The organism is Mesorhizobium sp. P2_E6, assembly GCF_056403835.1.
Genome location: NZ_JBFUEQ010000013.1, coordinates 81,332 through 99,627, shown reverse-complemented (window position 1 = coordinate 99,627; position 18,296 = coordinate 81,332). Strand labels below are relative to the sequence as shown.

The 18,296-nt window shown below is 62.2% G+C and carries 17 protein-coding genes and 1 tRNA gene; 7 read left to right on the top strand and 11 right to left on the bottom strand.

Features of this window, described 5'->3' with window-relative positions; all coding sequences use genetic code 11:
• Positions 1–32 precede the first annotated feature (32 nt).
• Positions 33–776 carry a competence/damage-inducible protein A gene (locus tag AC1D08_RS27575; RefSeq protein ID WP_457153475.1) on the bottom strand — a complete coding sequence of 248 codons (744 nt, stop codon included), beginning with the start codon at positions 774–776 and terminating at the stop codon, positions 33–35.
• Between the two features lie 184 nt (positions 777–960).
• Here AC1D08_RS27575 and AC1D08_RS27570 point away from each other — a divergent pair, with 184 nt between their 5' ends.
• Positions 961–1,974, top strand: coding sequence for an alpha/beta fold hydrolase (locus AC1D08_RS27570; protein WP_457153474.1), 1,014 nt, complete (start codon positions 961–963; stop codon positions 1,972–1,974).
• A gap of 53 nt (positions 1,975–2,027) precedes the next feature.
• A complete protein-coding gene (locus tag AC1D08_RS27565) occupies positions 2,028–2,312 on the top strand; it encodes a hypothetical protein (protein WP_457153473.1) in 285 nt (94 codons plus the stop codon).
• A 159-nt stretch (positions 2,313–2,471) separates the two neighbouring features.
• Here AC1D08_RS27565 and AC1D08_RS27560 read toward each other — a convergent pair whose 3' ends face one another.
• From AC1D08_RS27560 to AC1D08_RS27545, 4 genes are all read right to left on the bottom strand, one after another.
• Positions 2,472–2,711 carry a DUF2188 domain-containing protein gene (locus tag AC1D08_RS27560; RefSeq protein ID WP_127399068.1) on the bottom strand — a complete coding sequence of 80 codons (240 nt, stop codon included), beginning with the start codon at positions 2,709–2,711 and terminating at the stop codon, positions 2,472–2,474.
• A gap of 29 nt (positions 2,712–2,740) precedes the next feature.
• Positions 2,741–3,019, bottom strand: coding sequence for a DUF982 domain-containing protein (locus tag AC1D08_RS27555; protein WP_477228526.1), 279 nt, complete (start codon positions 3,017–3,019; stop codon positions 2,741–2,743).
• Between the two features lie 153 nt (positions 3,020–3,172).
• A complete protein-coding gene (locus AC1D08_RS27550; RefSeq protein ID WP_457153471.1) occupies positions 3,173–3,490 on the bottom strand; it encodes an SH3 domain-containing protein in 318 nt (105 codons plus the stop codon).
• 131 nt (positions 3,491–3,621) lie between these two features.
• Complete coding sequence (locus AC1D08_RS27545) at positions 3,622–4,725, bottom strand: NADH:flavin oxidoreductase/NADH oxidase (RefSeq protein ID WP_457153470.1); 1,104 nt, start codon at positions 4,723–4,725, stop codon at positions 3,622–3,624.
• 155 nt (positions 4,726–4,880) lie between these two features.
• Here AC1D08_RS27545 and AC1D08_RS27540 point away from each other — a divergent pair, with 155 nt between their 5' ends.
• Complete coding sequence (locus tag AC1D08_RS27540) at positions 4,881–5,459, top strand: NUDIX domain-containing protein (protein WP_477424503.1); 579 nt, start codon at positions 4,881–4,883, stop codon at positions 5,457–5,459.
• 1,750 nt (positions 5,460–7,209) lie between these two features.
• Positions 7,210–7,839: a hypothetical protein gene (locus tag AC1D08_RS27535; RefSeq protein WP_245331332.1), complete on the top strand. Its 630-nt coding sequence runs from the start codon at positions 7,210–7,212 to the stop codon at positions 7,837–7,839.
• Between the two features lie 139 nt (positions 7,840–7,978).
• Here the strand turns inward: AC1D08_RS27535 and AC1D08_RS27530 are convergent.
• The 3 genes from AC1D08_RS27530 to AC1D08_RS27520 form a co-directional block, all read right to left on the bottom strand.
• Positions 7,979–8,064, bottom strand: a tRNA-Leu gene (locus AC1D08_RS27530).
• 340 nt (positions 8,065–8,404) lie between these two features.
• Positions 8,405–9,052 (bottom strand): hypothetical protein, encoded by a 648-nt coding sequence (locus AC1D08_RS27525; protein WP_457155033.1) that lies wholly within the window; start codon positions 9,050–9,052, stop codon positions 8,405–8,407.
• 727 nt (positions 9,053–9,779) lie between these two features.
• Positions 9,780–10,445 (bottom strand): outer membrane protein, encoded by a 666-nt coding sequence (locus tag AC1D08_RS27520; protein ID WP_457153912.1) that lies wholly within the window; start codon positions 10,443–10,445, stop codon positions 9,780–9,782.
• Between the two features lie 183 nt (positions 10,446–10,628).
• Between AC1D08_RS27520 and AC1D08_RS27515 the strand changes: the two genes are divergently transcribed.
• Positions 10,629–11,006, top strand: coding sequence for a SecDF P1 head subdomain-containing protein (locus AC1D08_RS27515; protein WP_457153911.1), 378 nt, complete (start codon positions 10,629–10,631; stop codon positions 11,004–11,006).
• Between the two features lie 105 nt (positions 11,007–11,111).
• On the top strand, positions 11,112–12,929 hold the full coding sequence (gene ade / locus AC1D08_RS27510; RefSeq protein ID WP_477424501.1) for an adenine deaminase: 1,818 nt from the start codon (positions 11,112–11,114) through the stop codon (positions 12,927–12,929).
• Between the two features lie 24 nt (positions 12,930–12,953).
• Here the strand turns inward: ade and AC1D08_RS27505 are convergent, their stop codons facing one another.
• From AC1D08_RS27505 to AC1D08_RS27495, 3 genes are all read right to left on the bottom strand, one after another.
• A complete protein-coding gene (locus AC1D08_RS27505) occupies positions 12,954–14,117 on the bottom strand; it encodes an alpha/beta hydrolase (RefSeq protein ID WP_457153909.1) in 1,164 nt (387 codons plus the stop codon).
• Positions 14,118–14,260: 143 nt separating this feature from the next.
• On the bottom strand, positions 14,261–15,334 hold the full coding sequence (locus AC1D08_RS27500; protein WP_457153908.1) for an alpha/beta hydrolase: 1,074 nt from the start codon (positions 15,332–15,334) through the stop codon (positions 14,261–14,263).
• A gap of 98 nt (positions 15,335–15,432) precedes the next feature.
• The gene (locus AC1D08_RS27495) at positions 15,433–16,836 is read right to left on the bottom strand and encodes an aminopeptidase P family N-terminal domain-containing protein (RefSeq protein WP_477424499.1); all 1,404 of its coding nucleotides are present in this window, start codon (positions 16,834–16,836) and stop codon (positions 15,433–15,435) included.
• Between the two features lie 203 nt (positions 16,837–17,039).
• On the opposite strand from AC1D08_RS27495, the gene ilvA reads away from it, so the two are divergent.
• On the top strand, positions 17,040–18,296 hold the full coding sequence (ilvA, locus tag AC1D08_RS27490) for a threonine ammonia-lyase IlvA (RefSeq protein ID WP_477424497.1): 1,257 nt from the start codon (positions 17,040–17,042) through the stop codon (positions 18,294–18,296).

Here is an 18,296-nt window from a genome sequence, read left to right as displayed (position 1 = left end):
CAGCGTCGTGCTTGGTTCCGGTCTGGACCAGATCAGCCCGGATTGCTGGCGAACCCGGCCACCATTGCCTCGACATCGGCACGCGCTGCGTCAAGCGCTTCCTGGCTGCGGGCGCGCACGACCAGTTCGGTCCAGAATTTGCCATCGCCATATTTCGGATAGGAGCCGATGATCGTGTCCGGATGCGCTTTCTGGATGTCGCCCAGCGGTCCGCCGATGAGGCCTTCGCCGAAGGGACAGTGCACGCTTGCCGATAGCATCCGGGTGCCGGCCTTCAGCGTCGGCACGACATTGTCGAGCATCGCCTGGAAGATCGACGGGACGCCGGCCATGACATGGACGTTGCCGATGCGGAAGCCGGGCGCAACGGACACCGGGTTGTCGATGAGATCGGCGCCGCGCGGCATCCGCGCCATGCGTTTGCGGGCCTCGGTGTATTCGATGCCGCGCGCGGCATAGCTTGCCTCGAGCATGGCATAGGCCTTGGCATCGTATTCGCAAGGCACGCCGAAGGCCTTGGAAATCGAATCGGCCGTGATGTCGTCATGCGTCGGGCCAATGCCGCCGGTGGTGAACACATAGGTGTAGCGTGCGCGCACGGCATTCACCGCCGCGACGATCTCGTCTTCCTCGTCCGGAACGATACGCACTTCCTTCAGGTCGATGCCGATCGCCGTCATGATATCGGCGAGATGGCCGATGTTCTTGTCCTTGGTGCGGCCGGACAGTATCTCGTCACCGATGACGAGCATGGCGGCGGTTACGATTTCGGGCATGGAAGGCTCCGGCAAGACGAGTCGCCTCAGATAGCGCGGCGCGGCAGCAGCCGCAATGCCGGCTGGGCGGCGAACAATCTGTGCCGGTATGCGAGATATCCATCGAACCAGGCCCGGTTTCGATGCAAGGTTGCAGCGGCACCGGATGCGGCTAAGCTCAAGCCGGTTCTGGTGCGGGTGAACAATGCTCCTGTCGATTCTGTCATGGCTGCTGGCCGGACTTTTGTTGCTGGCGGTCCTGGGGATCACAAGCCTGGTGCTGGCGACGCTGTGGATCGCGGCCAAGGCCGAAAGGCTGGTGCCGCCGGTCGGAAAATTCATCGAGGTCGACGGCAACCGCATCCACTATGTCGACCAGGGCGAGGGGCTGCCGATCGTCTTCCTGCACGGGCTTGGCGCCCAGCTCCACCATTTCCGGCACACCCTGTTCGGCCGGCTAGGTGCGGGCTACCGGTTGATCGCGCTCGATCGACCGGGAGCGGGCTATTCGGTGCGTGCGAGCGGCGCAACGGGGCGGCTGCCCGAACAGGCCGAGATCGTGCGACGCTTCATTGAAGCTCTCGGGCTTGAAAAGCCGCTGGTGGTCGGTCATTCCCTGGGAGGTGCCATCGCGCTGACCCTGGCGGTGGAACATCCCGAGGCGATTTCCGGCATCGCTCTTCTGGCGCCATTGACCCATATGGAAGCCGGCGGGCGCGAAAAGTTCGGCTCACTCTATATTCCGTCACGCCTGTGGCGCTGGATCATGAGCTATACGGTGGCGATACCGACAAGCCTCAGATATGCGCGGCCGACAATGGAATTCATCTTCGCGCCGCAGGTCCTGCCCGGCGATTACATGGTCGGAGGCGGCGGCTGGCTCGGGCTCAGGCCGGCCCATTTCTACGCCATGTCCTCCGATGTCGTGGCGATTGAGCGCGACCTTGGCCGCATCGAGAAGCGCTATGGCGAGATCGCCATGCCGGCCGGCATTCTGTTCGGCGATGCCGATCGCGTCACCACCTTCCACACCCAGGGCGCGCCGATGAGGTCAAGGATCGAGGGGCTCGATTTCGAATTGGTCGAGGGCATGGGGCACATGCCGCAATTCGTCGCGCCGGAGCGGATCGTCGCCTTCATCGAGCGCGTCGCCAATCGAGCCTTCGCCGGTCGGGCATCACCGCCGGCTCACGACAATTTCACTGAACCATCAGGCTGATTGCCGGTTTTACCCGTGTCGCACCCAAGGCGGCAAAGACACGGAGTAGTTCAATGGTCACGAAACTTCTTGCAGCATCCGTTCTGACGATTGGTCTTGCCACATCGGCGATGGCACAGTCGTCGGACAGCACCTACCTCAACAATCACGACTGGTGGCCGTTCGGCAATGGAAACCATACAAGCGTCGATACCACCACCACCGGAAGCATCAACGGYGACCGCTCAGGATTGAACACCCTGGGCAATACCGGCCCGATCGGCCCTTGTGCCTCCGACACCGCCGGTCCCGATGCGAATGCCCAAGGGAACGTGAACGATCAGTATTGCGGCAAATAGTCGGAGCACGAGCCCGAAAACCGAGTCATCGGTTTTCGGAAAAGATCTCGCTCAAAAGACAAAACCCGCAGGGCAGCCGCCGGCTGCGGGACGTCTTCTCTCCGGACGTCCGCGGTCGGCGCCGTGCCTGCCCGATTACTGAGACCAGGATACAAGAATTTAATCGGAGACTTCTGTCTGCGGGCGGTCCCGGCCGTCGGCCAGTTCGTCGTGCCATTTGCCTTCGGCGTCCTCGTACTGGATGCCGTCCGTAGCCCCGGCGACCTGTTGCTCGGCCGAAGCGATTTCGGCGGCGCGCAGTGCGTCCTGATGCGTGGGAAACGTCTCCGAGAAGGTCGCACCGACCTTATAGGCCCAGCCGCCGTCATGCTCGACGATCTTGTAAGTCAGCTTCGCCATCAAAACCTCCAGTTGAAAGGTCCGCCTGCTCAATGCAGCCGGCCGTCGGGCAGTCTGTCGTCGGGCACCAGCACTTCCGATTCCTTGGCGGCTTCAATCAGTGCCCGGCGCGCATCTGCTGTCGAACGATAACCTTCCAGCACTTTGAGGCAAGTGTCGAGGGCATCACGATGGCGCGGACCGCGATTGAGCGGCCAAACGGTCATCAGGCACTCCGCCGCTTCCTGGGCACTGCGGATATGGCGATATTTGCCGACGTGGCCAAGTTCGACGACGACCGGCACTTCAAAAGGTTTGTTGTCCATCATGGCCGCAACGCAAAGCAGCCAATTTGGTTGCAACCATGTCCTTGAGCCTGCGCCCAAAAGTCGCGTCGCGTTTGCGACACGCTCTAGGTCCTTGTTTGACGCATGTCGTCATCCCAAAACCGGATCCAATTTTGGGTGACATGCACGGGCGTCTCAGTAGCCGCAATCGTTGCGCAACCAGCGTGCATTTGCCCAGCCGGTCCTGCCTCCGATCTCGACCTGATACCAGTTGCCGCGGCGGTCGAAGATCTCGGTGTGATCGCCATTGAACAACTGGCCGATCATCCGCGACGACGAGTTCGGCCGTGTCCGCACGGCAAGAAAGCCGCTGCCGGTCGCCAGATTGTAGCGGCCGGACAGGCCGTGCACCGTGCCCTCGCAATATTGCGCGCTGGCCGGTGTCGACGCGCCGATCCAAAGTCCGGCCACAGCTATCAGTGCTGCAACAGGCAAGAATGCCCTGAACGACATGATTTCCTCCCAAGCCCGGCCGCGCCCGCCGCAGCCTCACCCAAGGTAACAGTTCGCGGACAGAATTGAAGCCAAGCTGTGGCAAACTGTCCAGAACTGCGGGCCGCGCCGGGATCAGGAGAACCGATCGATCAGCCCGCCGCCTTCATCCAGTGCTGCATCGTCGTCACCGAGCGGGCAAGCTGCGGCGCCGGGTGGATTGTCTCGCTGAACGTGGCCGCCGCACGCCATCCCCAGCGCGGATCGGCCAGGAAGGCGCGGGCCAGCGCCACGATATCGGCGCGGCCCTCGGCAACGATCGCTTCGGCCTGCTTCGGGTCGTCGATCAGGCCAACCGCGCGGGTCGCAATGCCGGCGCCCTTGCGCACGGCTTCCGCCAGATGCACCTGGTAGCCCGGTCCGGTGGGCAGTTTCTGCAACGGCGAGTTGCCGCCGCTCGAGCAGCAGAGATAGGCGACGCCGGCATCCTTGAGGGCTTTTGCCACTTCGATCGCATCCTCGATGTCGAAGCCGCCATCGACCCAATCCTTTACCGAGAGCCGTGCGCCGAGCATCAGATTTGGCGTTGCCTTCCGCACTGCCTTGGCGATCTCGACGGCAAGACGCATGCGGTTTTCCAGCGAGCCGCCCCAGCGGTCCGTGCGCTGGTTGGACAGTGGCGACAGGAACTGGAAGATCAGATAGCCGTGTGCTGCGTGCAGTTCGAGGAAATCGAAGCCGGCGCGTTCGGCACGTCTTGCCGCCTCGGCGAAGCGTTCGATGAGCTGCAGGATTTCTTCTTCCTCCAGCGCTCGCGGCACGTTCCAGCCGGTGTCGTAGGCGATGGCCGAGGCCGACACCGTCTGCCAGGGATCCTCGTTTGGCTGCAGCGGCCCGCCCCCCTCCCACGGCTTGCGGTTGGAGGCCTTGCGGCCGGCATGGGCAAGCTGCGTGCCGAACTTCGTGCCGGGAGCGGCGACGCGTCTGGCCGCATCCAGCGTGCGGCGGGCGGCCGCCTCATTGTCTTCGGAATAAAGGCCGAGGCAGCCATGCGTGATACGCCCGCGCCGTTCGACATCGGTCATCTCGACCGTGACCATGCCGGCGCCGGACATGGCAAGGTTCATCCAGTGGTAGAGATGCCAGTCGCTGGCCGAGCCGTCTTCGGCGGAATATTGGCACATCGGCGCGACGGCGATGCGATTGGGGAAGGTGAGGCCGTCAAGGGTGATTGGCTGAAAAAGCGATGCGGTCATGAGAAAGGGCTCCGGGAGGGGTAAACCGCTATCTAGGTAGTGGATCGAAGGCGCGCCAGACACGAGAAGGTGACACGCCCTTTTTGGACCGATTGCCTGCATTGCGCAAATGCCGGTTCGCGGCTACGCCTCGACCGGGTAGCATGGAGAGCACGATGGAAGATCGCATTCGCATCCGTTCGGAGGAAATCCTCTCGGACGACTGGGCTGTCCTGAAGAAGACCGTCCTTGACTACCGCCGTCGTGACGGACAGTGGGAAACGCAGATCCGCCAGACCTATGATCGCGGCGACGGCGCGGTGATCCTGCCTTACGATCCCTCGCGCTCGACCGTGCTTCTGGTGCGCCAGTTCCGCTATCCCGCCTACGTCACCGGCCACCGCGAGCCGCTGATCGAGGCCTGTGCCGGCCTGTTGGACGAAAACGATCCGGAAACCTGCATCCGCAAGGAGGCCGAGGAAGAGCTGGGTTACCGGCTGCAGAACGTGGAACGGCTGTTTTCACCCTATATGAGCCCGGGCAGCGTCACCGAACGGCTCTGGTTCTTCATCGCCCGCTATTCGCCTGCCGACCGCATCTCGGCCGGCGGCGGCGCGCCGGAAGAGGGGGAGGACATCGAAGTGCTGGAAATGCCGCTCGACGAAGCGCTGGCCGGCATTGCCGATGGCCGCATCATCGACGCCAAGACCATCATCCTCATCCAGCATCTGAAGCTGAATCCGATTCCTGCTTGATCGATTTCTGGCGCTTGCATCCTGTCGCCAGGCTGGCTCTCGGATCGATGGCCGAATACAGGCGGTTGGCCGTTGATATTCAGCGTTCGCGCGCCCGGCGTGCCGAGGCTGGACCGGGGCCGCGCATATAGTGAAGTTCTGGCCGGTAGCGCGGTGCGACGAATTCGCGAAAGGCTGATGCCAACCGAGTGATCAAGGCCAAACGTGCCATGACCCAATCTAGATAAGACGCCGCCGCAGGAGGCTGTTGGTTTCCGAATTTTGGCTGTGCTATCCACATGACGGCAAAGTCCGTGACGTTGAAGCCGACGCCGATACGGTCTCACGTGATGGACCGCTTGAACAAAAGACCGAATCGGATTGGATCGCCGTCAGAAATTCCCATGACATCTCGGACGACAAGAGGGCTACCGCCAGGGCCGTGACCAGGAACACTGCGGGAAGGCCGAACAGAAGCTTGCGCGACATCATTGTCCCAACCTCACACGCCGGTGTCGATGTGGAACAGCGTCTTGCGCCCGGCATGTCTGAAACTGTCGGAGCAAGAACCGTGCCACGCCTGCGCCCACGCGCGATTCCGGCCGGACCAATCCTGGCCCGCGGCCTCCCAAGCTGACGCACGCAGATGTCCCGTAATGGGTCACTTGCGCTTGGCACCAGATTTGCAGTGTCAGCAATGCCGGGTGTTGGGGCCGGCATTGGGGTGGGTGGGGGCCTCGCCGCTTCGCAAATGGAGCGGCGAGGCTTTTCATTCAGCCATCAGCCTTCATGCGGCTCGACAGCCGATCGGGGTGACGAGAGGCCGCCGAGCCTAACCGGCTTGGGGCTTCTTGTTGGGGCAAGCCGGCTGAAGCCAACCCTAATATTAGCTACCCTGCAACAGAAGCCTGTTCGGACGTTTTCCCCTGCTATTGGCCACTGTGCTGCAAGTCCACAAAGTCGATGTCCAGGCGCTGATCGACAGGCTCGGCCCGGATCGCGAGTCGATGCATTGGGAAACTGGTGCGGGACGTGTTTGACGATATCGGAGAGTGGCCCGGACCCTGCATTTTTGYCGTTTGGATCATACCGACTTTGCGGTGGGACACGACCCGGGGCGGGGCGGCCCAGCGGCCTGGTTGCTAGTTGTGACCGGCAGCTAGGCGGCTGGGCCTGACCGGCGGGGCGGGTTGGGGCGGCGCCGGCTGGCGACGATATATATGCTACTGCTAATATAAGGGGAACACACCCATATGAACGAAGGAAGTAGCAAAAGGTGGAGCACAAACCGGCCGCAACCCAGATGGTAAGCGTTTTCGAGAAGCCGCCTCGGCGGACCGTGCTCGACCACCAGAGTCAGGGCCAAAGCGAGGGCGGCAAGGGAGCTCGGCGACAAGGTGATGATCGCGGAGATCGCGCCGAAGGTGATGCGCTGACGGGATTGGATTTTTGCCGGGGCGGCCCAGCGACTTGCTAGGGGACTAGCAGCGGTGGCCGCTGGGCCTAACCAGTCCGGGCTCGAGGAGGCGCTGTGCTGGCTAACCCGAAGCATGCGCTCACGCTAATGCGAGAGCCAGAGCGCATCCGCATGAAGGGATACCACCGAAAGGTTGAAGCGCGCCCGCTGCCGACGGAGTGTGAGGGACGAACCCCGAATGCAAGATGGCTCTATGAGGTACACCCGGATGAGGTACAGCCGTGCCTCACATGGCGAGCCTTTTGACTGGCTCACGGAACAAGAGATCCGGTTTCAGTGATGGGGGAAGTGGACATGCCAAGCAGAGTCAACGATCCGCCACCGAAGCCTGACACGAAGAAGACACTCCGTCGTCCCGACAAGGAAGCATCGCCGGAGCCTGAACATGTCGATCCGCCACCGCGAGACGTGCGAGAGGCCCCGGCACCAAATCCAAATGGCGATAAGAAGTCCGGATCGCACGGGCGCGACGAAGGGCCCGCCGCCCGACCGTGGCGGGCTTCTCCATTGAGCGCTGATTTCAACATGGTGCGGACGACAGATTCGAACCCGCACGATCAAAGCTCAAGGGATTTTAAGTCCTTTGAGGCTTTGCGCGTTGCTGGTAGGCTGCCAGAGCGGCAAGTAAAGGGAAGGGGAATGCTTATGATCAGTCGCAGTTCGTTCTTTCGCGCGGTCGCCATCTGTGGCGTGCTCGCGATCTCTTCGGTGGCCGGCGACGGCTTTGACGGCAGTTTGGGCTTTCGCCTGGTCAACCCGGCGGAAGCAAAGACGGTCGTGATCCAGAGGACGACCATCTACATCACGACCCTGCCCAAAGGATGCGTGAAGACCACCTACAACGGTGGCGCCGTGGTCTGGAAATGCGGGACGAAGTATTACCAGCCCTACAAGGGCCGCTACGTGCTGGTTTATATCAAGTAAGGGCGCTCGCCTCACCGTAGAGGCCCCGAACAGCCTTTTCGCTAAGCCGCTGGCGTGACACTGCGCGCCGGCAGCCGTTCGGCTGCGATCCCTGGTTCGTCCGAGGGAGCCTTTTGCCTGGAGGCGTGTGAGCCAAGAGTGGTGCGGACGACGGGAATCGAACCCGTACGATCAGAGATCGAGGGATTTTAAGTCCCTTGCGTCTACCAATTCCGCCACGTCCGCAGGCCGCGATTACAAGCACTTAAGCGAACATAGGTCCAGCCATTCGAGACCAGTTGGCACCGGATTGGCACTGAAAAGCCGGATTACTGTTCTGCGCCCGTTCTCATCGCGGTTTCAATCGTCGCTGCAACACCTTCGTCCGATCGTGCAAACAGATGGACGTAGACTGACAGCGTGACCACAGGTGACGCATGCCCTAGGAGACGGCTGATTGCAACCACATCGAGCCCGGTCGATCGATCGCGTCGCGCCATGCAACGACTATGAGCCGGACAGCGACTGCGAGCATAGGCGCCTGCGAACGCCACCCAACGTCACGGGAAAGCCCGTGGGGAGCGGCTCACGATGAAGGTCGATGATACCGCGCTGATCGAGGATGGCGAACGGGACGCTGGGGAGATGCCCGAGGAATGCCGGACGGTGGACGGAAGCTGAGTTTCGACCCAGTTTGAGAGGTTCCCGCCGTCCCTAGTGGCGGGTTTCTCACCGGTGCCCACATCCCTCCGGTGAAGTTGTCCGAATCGGCGATCTGCAAAACGTTAAGTGGGTCCGAATCGTACTTAGCGCCGAACCAACCTTCATATTCAATGCGGATCCAAAACTGGGCTTGCGGTTTCCAAAAGCTTTGCCGCGGATCGCTGTGCGTCATCCCAAACGAGCAGGTCGTCTTATCGCCGTTTTGGAGGAGTGGAATTTCCGTCGACTGAGTGAAACACGCCAGCCACCGTTTTTTGGCATCCTCATTGGCACCGACTCCGAGCGCCGCTTTGAGGCCGGCCTGGTCGTGGACGATCAGGCGGATATTTTTCGCGGGAATTGATCCAGAGTTCAGCACCACGAGATTGTAGGCAATCCCATCGTTTCCGCCGCTGTGAGTTTTGACCGCGGCCGTTACGATCGGGCGAAATTGTCGCCTCCAGAAGAAGACGGACATGCCAAGTGCAACCAGAGATACGGCCAGAGCGGCAAGCGCTAATAAGGTGTCCAAGTTCGTTCTCCTTCTCGTCTTGGCCCGCCTGGCTAACGACGGCGGGCCTCTTCAAGGCGGAAACACGAGGTATATCCCTCGTGGCACTTGAACAAATCTTGGTCAACCTCTCCCCTGGTCAACCAGCTTTGAGCGTTCCCCTGAAGCGGGCCGCTCCCGATGGAGTGCAGGGAAGAACGCGAAATGCAAGATGGCTCTATGAGGTACAGCCGGATGAGGTACACCGTGCCGCCAACGGCCCGCCTCAAGGTGGCGGGCTTTTGATTTGGCACCGCAATTGGCACCGGAAGAGCAGGGAAGGGTAGGGATTGATAGATATGTCGGGCTCAGGTCGCGCCTGCAAAGCCCGGAAAACAAGGCCGGCCAAGACTGCGAAGGACGCGTCTGGATGGGCTAGCTCGCATCTAAGATCCCTTGCCTCTACCAATTCTACCACATCCGCAGGCCGGCCTTTTTCAGATGTCAGGATGCGGGCCGTCCAGTCGTGTTCCTGGTCAAGTCTGAATACGGAAGCCAGACCGGGCGGTTTGAACAGAATGGTGCGATCACGGAATTATGCGCGCCGGAGGTACTGGTATGATACTACTCGGCGGATCAAACCCGCCCAGGCCGGCGCTTCTCAGCCCAACCCATCACCCCGCCCAACTGGGGGCGTCGGCCGCCCCTTCCACCAGAGAGCTTCTTAAGCCACAGCCTTGGCCGGGTCGCGCCAGGCCGCTCGCGAGGCTCAGAACTTGTAGCTCAAATTTATACCCACCGTGTTCAGCTTCACATCCTGGTCGCGGTCGGTGAAATCGCCGGACGCGTCAAAATGCTCCGAGCCGAAATCATAGTAGCGATACTGGGCGCCGACGACGAACTTGTCGGTCAGCGCGTAGTCGACGCCGGCACCCACTGCCCAGCCGACACTCGTGCGTGAGCTGTCGAACGCCGTGCCTGTCGCTTGCGACGTTTCGATGCCGGCAAAGGCGATGCCGCCGATGCCATAGACCAGCAGCCGGTCCATTGCGTAGCCGGCCTTGGCGTTGATTGATCCGAACCATTTGACGTCGGTGCCGAAAGTGTTTCCCGGCTCCGCCTCGGTCGAGCCGTCGACCGAGGAATAGTTGAGGTCGGCCTCGGCGCCGATCACTGCCTGGTCGAACTGCCACAGGCCGGCGATATGGCCGCCGACAAAACCGCCGTCGATATCGGGCGAGACGGAAAATGGCTCGCCCCCCGTCCCGTTGATATCGGACTGGCCCCAGCCATATCCAGCCTGCAGGCCGGCGTAGTAGCCGGTCCAGTCGAAGCCGGGCGCGGTCATCGGGACGTCGACGGTGGGGTCGGCTGCGGAAGCCGGCACGGCCAGGGCAGCGAGAAAACCGGCAGTTGCGACCATCAGGCGACGCACATCGAACTCCCCGAAATGACGAATTCAGAAAGGCCCTTGTCGGAAGGGTAACCCGATTTACGACAAAACGGAATCCTATTCTGGCCGATACCGGTCGCAAGCCCGGTGCCGCCAGACCGGAGACAAGCGGCATTGGCGCGGCAGCGTCGCCGTGCAAGATCGGCGGTTTGGAGAAAATTCCCGATGCGCGTCCTGTTTCTCCCGATTGCTGCAACGGCCATCGGACTGCTCGCCTGCGGCCTCGCCATGGCCGAGCCATTGACGCTAACAATCGCCAAGGCCGTGGTGGTACCCGATCCGGCGCCAGGACAAGTGGCGCTCAACCTCAAGATGACGCCGGACAGTGGGCGTGCATTCGCCGCTTTCACCAAGGCGAATGTCGGGAAGACGATTGATCTCAGCGTTGGCGGCAACGTCGTGATGTCGCCGCGGCTGGTCGAACCCATCCTCGGCGGCGAGGTCATGATCAACGGCAGGTTCGCCAAGGGCGAACTCAGGCGTCTCGCCGATCAAATTTCGGCCGGAAAGGCGAAAGTCACGGTCGACGTCAGCGCGCAGTAGCCTTGGTGAAAAGCCGGACGGCCTTTGTCATGGCGCAACAGGTCCCAGTTTGATGCTGGTCAAAACCACACCGGCTTGGCACAGTCGGGCAAACAGGAGTCTTTCATGGCCAAGAAGCCATCGGCGCATGCGACAAAACCCAAACCCTGGACCGAGATGGCAACGCAGCTGGTCGATGTCGCCATGGGCCGCAAACCCGCCGATCTCGTCATCCGCAACGGCCGCTGGGTGAACGTCCATTCTGGCGAGGTCATCGCCGGGACCGACATCGCCATTGCCGGCGGGCGCTTCGCCTATTGCGGGCCGAACGCCAGCCATGCCATCGGCCAGGGCACAAAGGTGGTCGACGCCGGCGGGCGCTATCTGGTTCCCGGCCTTTGCGACGCGCACATGCATGTCGAGAGCGGCATGGTGACGGTCATCGAGTTCTGCCGCGCCGTCATTCCGCACGGCACCACCTCGATGTTTGTCGATCCGCACGAGATAGCCAATGTGCTGGGCCTGCCCGGCGTGCGGCTGATGCATGACGAAGCCGTCGCGATGCCGGTCAACGTGCATGTGCAGATGCCGTCCTGCGTGCCTTCGGCACCAGGGCTGGAACATGCCGGCGCCGAGCTGACGGTCGCTGATGTCGCCGAAGCGATGACTTGGGAAAACATCATCGGGCTGGGCGAAGTGATGAATTTCCCCGGCGTCGCCGCCAACGACCCGGTCATGTCTGGTGAGATCGCGGCGACCGTGAAAGCGGGGAAAACGGTTGGCGGACACTATGCCTCGCGCGATCTCGGCCTGCCGTTCCATGGCTATGTCGCTGGCGGGCCGGAAGACGACCACGAGGGTACGCGGGCCGAAGATGCCATTGCGCGTGTGCGCCAGGGCATGAAGGCGATGCTGCGGCTCGGCTCGGCCTGGTATGACGTCGCCTCGCAGATCAAGGCGGTGACCGAGAGCGGCATCGATCCGCGCAACTTCATCCTGTGCACGGACGACAGCCATTCCGGTACGCTGGTCCATGAAGGCCATATGGACCGGGTGGTGCGGCACGCCATCCAACAAGGGTTGAAGCCTGTAACAGCAATCCAGATGGCGACGCTCAACACCGCCCAGCATTTCAAGCTCGAACGCGAGATCGGCTCGATCGCGCCGGGCCGGCTGGCCGACCTGCTGATCGTCTCGGATCTCTCGGCGATGACCATCGACGAGGTCTATGCGCGTGGCGTCAGGCTGGCCAAGGGCGGCAAGCTCGAAATCGACATTCCGGCCTATGACTACCCGAAGACGGCCAAGAACACCGTCAAGCTCGGCAAGAAACTCAAGGCCGGCGACTTCGACATCGCGGCTCCCAAGGGCGCCAACGAGGTCCGCGTGCGCGTCATTGGCGTCATCGAGAACCAGGCGCCGACGCGTGCACTGGAAGCGGATCTGCCGGTCGAGGACGGGCTGGTCGCCATGGATCGCCGCAACGATATCTGCCAGATCGCGCTGGTCGAGCGCCACAAGGGCACAGGCGGCGTCACCAACGCCTTCGTCTCCGGCTTCGGCTACATGGGCGATTGCGCCATGGCCTCCAGCGTGGCGCACGATTCGCACCACATCATCGTTGTCGGCACCAATAAGCAGGACATGGCGCTGGCCGTGAACCGACTGGGCGAGGTCGGCGGCGGCGTCGTGCTGTTCTCCAAGGGTAAGGAACTGGCGCTGGTCGAAATGCCGATCGCGGGGCTGATGTCGGACGAGCGGGCGGAAATCGTCGCCGCCAAGGCCGAGAAGCTGACCGAAGCGATGCGCAAGATGGGCTGTTCGTTGAACAACGCCTATATGCAGCACTCGCTGCTGGCACTGGTCGTCATTCCGGAACTGAGGATTTCCGACGTCGGGCTGATCGATGTGACGACGTTCCAGAAGGTCGATCTTTTCGTCTGAGATCAGCCGTCGGCGCTCGGCTGATCACCCGCCAGCGCCGACGGTCAGCACCTTGAACGGCGTGGTGATCACGACCTCGGCGACCGAGCCGACGGCCTTGCCTATACCTTGGCCGATGTCATCGAACCGCACCGCGTCGGGCTCGTCCGCTCGTAAAGCGGCCGGTGTGCGCAGCCGGTCGCCGAGCAGTTGCACCAGGATCGGGTTGTCGGCGAATTTGGCATGGTTCAAACGGTCGCCGCTCTTGGTCTTGGTCAGGTCCACCACGACCACGCCATAGCTGGCAAGGTCGGCGGCATTGCCGTAATCGCCAACGCGCGGCTTGTCGCCAGAGATTAGGGAAGACAGCTTGAGGGCGCGGTCGTCGCCCGAGAGCAGGATGGCGAACGGCTTGTCCGGCTTGCCGTAGCGGATCATCTGCTTCTTGAACACATCGACATCGATGTCCGGCGAGGCCAGGACGACATAGCCGAGCTTGCCGCCGAGATCGCGATCGCCGGTGATGGCGAGCTGCCGCAGCGCTTCCATCGTCACCCAGGTTCCCATCGAGTGAGCGATGATGTCGATGCTCTTGACCCGCGTCTTGGCCAGCATCCTGAGCGTCGCCTCGAGGTCGTCGCGTGCCGCGTTGGCGCTTTCCTTGTCGTAGATATAACCGGTCGTCTTGCCGCTTGACGCCCAGGAAAACAGCACCGGTGTGCCGGGATATTTCGTGTCGTGGGCGATCTGCGTCAGCCGATAGATGCCGTCGTCGAAACCGTTGTTGAAGCCGTGCACGAAAACCAGCGCACGTCCGCCGCTCATGGCGATGTCGGCGCCGACCGCCTTGGCGAATTGCGGCGCGCCTTCATAGAAGGTCACGTCCTTGGCGGTGAAATCCTTGGCCGGATTGCTGTTTGCGGATCCCTTGACCCGCTCGATGGCGCCGAGCTGATGGCTTTTGGGAACGGTCACGTCGACCCGGGCAAAGCTGGTGGTCAGCGAACGGTCGCCGTCGTAGACCTGTCGCGGGTTCTTTGTTGCCCTCTGCCGGGTGGTGGCAACGAAGATCTCATGCGTCGCAGCGATGTCGGAAGCGGGCACCGTGATCGTCGTCTTGTTGAGCAGATCATGGGTTTTCTGGCCGGCGCAGCCGGTGACAGCGAGCGCGAATGCGACGACAAGGTAGCGCTTCGAACGCACGGTCACACGCCGGCTCCGCAAGGGGGGGACGTCAAACGCATGACGTCGCTGGATATTCCGATAAAGCCAGAGGGCGGCGCGGTCCAGTTCAAAGTGCGCCTAGACGTCTGCGATGATGAACAGGCACGGCAAAATCGTGGGATTTCGTCTTATTTTCCGAGCAGGCCGATGCGATCGGTCACGTCGCGATCGCTGGCAAAGCCGTCATCGTCGCGCAGCCGCTGGCCGATCATCTTCACCAGTTCGGGATTGTCGGCGAATTTGGTGTGGTTGAAGCTATCGCTTCCCTTGACCTTCGAAAGATCGACCACGGTCACGCCGTAGGAGGCAAGATCGGCGGCATCCTTGTAGTCGCCGACGCGTGGCCGCGAGCCGGCAATCAGGCCGGAGAGCCTCAGTGCCCGATCGTCGTCGGACAACAGCAGGATGAATGGTTTGTCAGGCTTGCCGTAGCGCCTCATCTGGCTCTTGAACACATCGACATCGATGTCGGGCGAGGCCAGCACCACGTCGCCGAGTTTGCCGCCGAGATCGCGGTCGCCGCTGATGGCCATCTGGCGCAGCGTTTCCATCGTCACCCAGGTGCCCATCGAATGGGCGACGATGTCGATGCGCCGCGCTCCGGACTGCTCCAGCATCCTCAAGGTCACTTCGAGCTGGTCGCGGGCCGCGCTGGCGCTTTCCTTGTCATAGACATAGTCGGTGGTCTTGGCGCCGGAGGCCCAGGAAAACAGCACCGGCGTGCCCGGATAGCCGGAATCGTGGACGATCTGCGTCAAGCGGTAGACGGCATCATCGAAACCGGTGTTGTAGCCATGGACGAAGACCATAACGCGGCCGCCGCGCGCCGCGATGTCAGCGTCGAGCGCGCTGGAGAACTTCGGCTGTGCGTCGTAGCCGACGACTTCGGACGCCATGAAATATTTCGCCGGGTCGTCGGATTTGCCGCGCGACCGGCGCTCGATCTGGCCGGTCTGGTGGGAGCCTGGCACCGTGACGGTGACGCGGGCGTAATTCAGCGTGGCCGAGCGCTCACCGTCGAAAACCTTGTTGGGATCGTCGGATTTCTTGCGCGTCGTCGCGATGAAGATGCTGTGGTTGCCGGCGATCTCCGTCACCGGCGTCGCGACGATCGCGCTACCAAGCAGTTCCTGTGTTTGCGTACCGGCACAGCCGGCGACGAGCAAGGCAAGGACAATGGCAAAGATATTCTTCAAAGGCACTCAGAAATTCCAACTCCGGCCAAAAGGCCTGCCTACCCCCGCGACATCCCGGACAGCCAGAGTGCGGCAGAACTAAGTCGCGTCCAGCCGAAATGTGGTCAGCGCCCGGTCACAGTCATCGCACTGTTGCGCGAAAGCCAAAACGGCGGCAGAAACGCCGGAATGTTGGAGAAGGGCAACACCTCCGGCTTGAGGCGGATGCCGAGTACATCCGCCATGAAGCCGCGCCGCGCCTCGATGCGGCTCCAGGCCTCGGGATAGCGCGCCGCGATCTCCTCGCGCAGAGGCTCGTCGGCGAGCGCGATGCCGTCCTCGATATTGGTGGTGAAATAGGGGCTGCCGGTCGCCGGAATGACGTCGACCTGCAGCGCCATGCCCGATCGCAGTCTGATGTCGGAGCCGGAAAACACCGGCGAATGCATCCATTCGTCGATATGGACGAGATGGCCGGGATTGAGTGAAACACCAAAGAAGGGATCGCCTATGCGGTCATGCACCGCTTTCCACAGCGTGCCTCCCGTGGTGCCGATGCCGATCGCTTCGTACCAGTCGACGACAGCGGCAAAATAGGGTGCGACCAGTCTTTCGACATAGTCGCGGATGGCATGCGGAAGCTCGCATGCCTCCTCGGCGAGGAAACCGGCGCGTGCATTGAGCGCACCCTGGATGCCATAGGCCATGGTGATCGGGTCGCCACGCCGGATGATGTCGAGGCGCGGGCTGGGCAGGCCATAGACGGCCCGCTTGCCCGCCGACAGCATCGGATGACAGCCATGCGGCAAGCCGTTCATGCCCATCAGCCGGGCCGCCTGCAATTCGGTCATACCGGGTTCGATGCCTTGCAGGACATTGCGCAAGCCCTGCGAGGTGAAGGTCGCGGCGAATTCGAAGGCAGCCAGTTGGTCGGCCTCGTTGATGGCGCGCAGTCCGTCGGTGGGGTTCATCAACAGATTGGCCGCGTTCACGACCGCGCCCTTGTCGCCGACAAGCGCGCGCAGCGTATCGGCGATGAAGGAGGGCATGTCGAGCGCCATCTCGCCAAGACCTGCATCGCCTGCGCCGAACGGTTTCCAGCCGACCGCGCCGATGCGCTGGCCGGGCCTCAGGCCGCTATCGGCGAGGATGTCGGGCAGCGCGTCCGAGCGGTCGCGCGGCTGAGCCGGCAGCGAGAACGTCTGGTAGAGGACACGTTCGTATGGCCCGTCGCAGAGTTCGGCATAGCCCCAGCCTTCATTGCCGACGAGAAGCCTTGGCTGCTTGCCGGGAATGATGACCAGCAGCGTTTCCTCGAAGCGCGGATCATAGCCCGAGAGATAGGCAACATTGGCCGCGTGTTCGCGGTCGCCATAGATGGCGAAGGCATCGAGGCCGGCCTTGGCGCCCAGTGCCGTCAGCGCCGCGATGCGGGCTTCGTGGATGGCGCGCGCAACCAGCGGCATCACCGTCGGCTCGCCGAATTCCGGCAGCGACATGGATTTCAGGCCGACCGATGCGACAGGCATGAACAAACGCCTCCAAGTGCTTGCAAGGATTCTGCGAATGCCCGCTGCAGAGGGGCAAGACTGGCAGGACAATGGCGTCGAGGCCCCGGATATGCAATAGGCGGGATCGGCCGCACGACGGCAGCGCGTGCAACATACAGCCGGAGCGCGGCCCGATCGATGATAGCGGTCTGCGGATAACAGGCGGTGCAAGGTGGTTTTCGATGAACAGTTTCTCTTCCCGTGTCGCCACCGCTGCCGCAGCGATCCGCCAGATATTTCCGGAAACGCCGCTGCAGGAGAACGACTACCTGTCGAAAAAGACCGGGGCTCGGGTGCTGCTGAAGCGTGAGGACCTGTCGCCGGTGCGTTCCTACAAGATCCGTGGCGCCTTCAATTTCTTCCGCAAGACACTTGCGGCCGGCAACGAGGCTGAACTGTTCGTCTGCGCGTCCGCCGGCAACCATGCGCAGGGCTTCGCTTTCGTCTGCCGCCACTTCGGCAAGAAAGGCGTCGTGTTCATGCCGGTGACGACGCCGCAGCAGAAGATCGACAAGACCAGGCTGTTCGGCGGCGATTTCGTCGAGATCAGGCTGGTCGGCGACTTTTTCGACGATTGCTACCGCGCCGCCTTCGAATTCACCGAAAATTCCGGCGCCCACATGGTGCCGCCCTTCGACCACAAGGACATCATCGAGGGCCAGGCGACTGTCGCCTATGAGATATCAGGCCAGATGCCGGGCGCCCGTATGCCCGACATCATCATGCTGCCGGTCGGCGGTGGCGGGCTCGCCGCCGGCGTCACCCATTATTTCGCCGATCAGGGCCGCGAAGCCCGCTTCGTCTTCTGTGAGCCGGCCGGTGCGCCTAGCCTGCGGGAGAGCCTCATTGCCGGAAAGCGCCTGAAGCTCGCCAAGGTCGACAATTTCGTCGATGGCGCGGCGGTCGCCGAGATTGGCCGCGAGCCGTTGCGGCATCTCAAGGATTTCCCAGCCGACATGGTGCGGCTGATCCCGGAGAACCGGCTCTGCGCCACCATGATCGAGATGCTCAATGTCGAAGGCGTCGTGCTGGAGCCGGCCGGCGCGCTGGCGATCGACGCGCTGAAGGATTTTTCCAGGAAGGAGATCAGGAGCAAGACGATCGTCGCCGTGGTTTCGGGCGGCAATTTCGATTTCGAGCGTCTGCCCGACGTCAAGGAGCGGGCGCTGCGCTTCGAGGGCCTGAAGAAATACTTCATCATCCGCTTTCCGCAGCGGCCGGGCGCCTTGCGCGATTTCCTTGAAATGCTTGGGCCCGACGACGACATCGCCCGCTTCGAATATCTGAAGAAATCGGCCCGCAATTTCGGTTCGGTGCTGATCGGCATCGAAACCAAGGATCGCCGCAATTTCGACCTGCTCAAGGCGAATTTCGAGGCCGAAGGCGTCCAGTACCAGGATATCACCGACAACGAGACGCTGGCCGGGTTCATCATATGA

Coding starts and splice junctions, on each gene's coding strand:
- AC1D08_RS27575 (WP_457153475.1), bottom strand. CDS start 776: ATGCCCGAAATCGTAACCGCCGCCATGCTCGTCATCGGTGACGAGATA.
- AC1D08_RS27570 (WP_457153474.1), top strand. CDS start 961: ATGCTCCTGTCGATTCTGTCATGGCTGCTGGCCGGACTTTTGTTGCTG.
- AC1D08_RS27560 (WP_127399068.1), bottom strand. CDS start 2,711: ATGGCGAAGCTGACTTACAAGATCGTCGAGCATGACGGCGGCTGGGCC.
- AC1D08_RS27555 (WP_477228526.1), bottom strand. CDS start 3,019: ATGATGGACAACAAACCTTTTGAAGTGCCGGTCGTCGTCGAACTTGGC.
- AC1D08_RS27550 (WP_457153471.1), bottom strand. CDS start 3,490: ATGTCGTTCAGGGCATTCTTGCCTGTTGCAGCACTGATAGCTGTGGCC.
- AC1D08_RS27545 (WP_457153470.1), bottom strand. CDS start 4,725: ATGACCGCATCGCTTTTTCAGCCAATCACCCTTGACGGCCTCACCTTC.
- AC1D08_RS27540 (WP_477424503.1), top strand. CDS start 4,881: ATGGAAGATCGCATTCGCATCCGTTCGGAGGAAATCCTCTCGGACGAC.
- AC1D08_RS27535 (WP_245331332.1), top strand. CDS start 7,210: ATGCCAAGCAGAGTCAACGATCCGCCACCGAAGCCTGACACGAAGAAG.
- AC1D08_RS27515 (WP_457153911.1), top strand. CDS start 10,629: ATGCGCGTCCTGTTTCTCCCGATTGCTGCAACGGCCATCGGACTGCTC.
- ade (WP_477424501.1), top strand. CDS start 11,112: ATGGCCAAGAAGCCATCGGCGCATGCGACAAAACCCAAACCCTGGACC.
- AC1D08_RS27495 (WP_477424499.1), bottom strand. CDS start 16,836: ATGCCTGTCGCATCGGTCGGCCTGAAATCCATGTCGCTGCCGGAATTC.
- ilvA (WP_477424497.1), top strand. CDS start 17,040: ATGAACAGTTTCTCTTCCCGTGTCGCCACCGCTGCCGCAGCGATCCGC.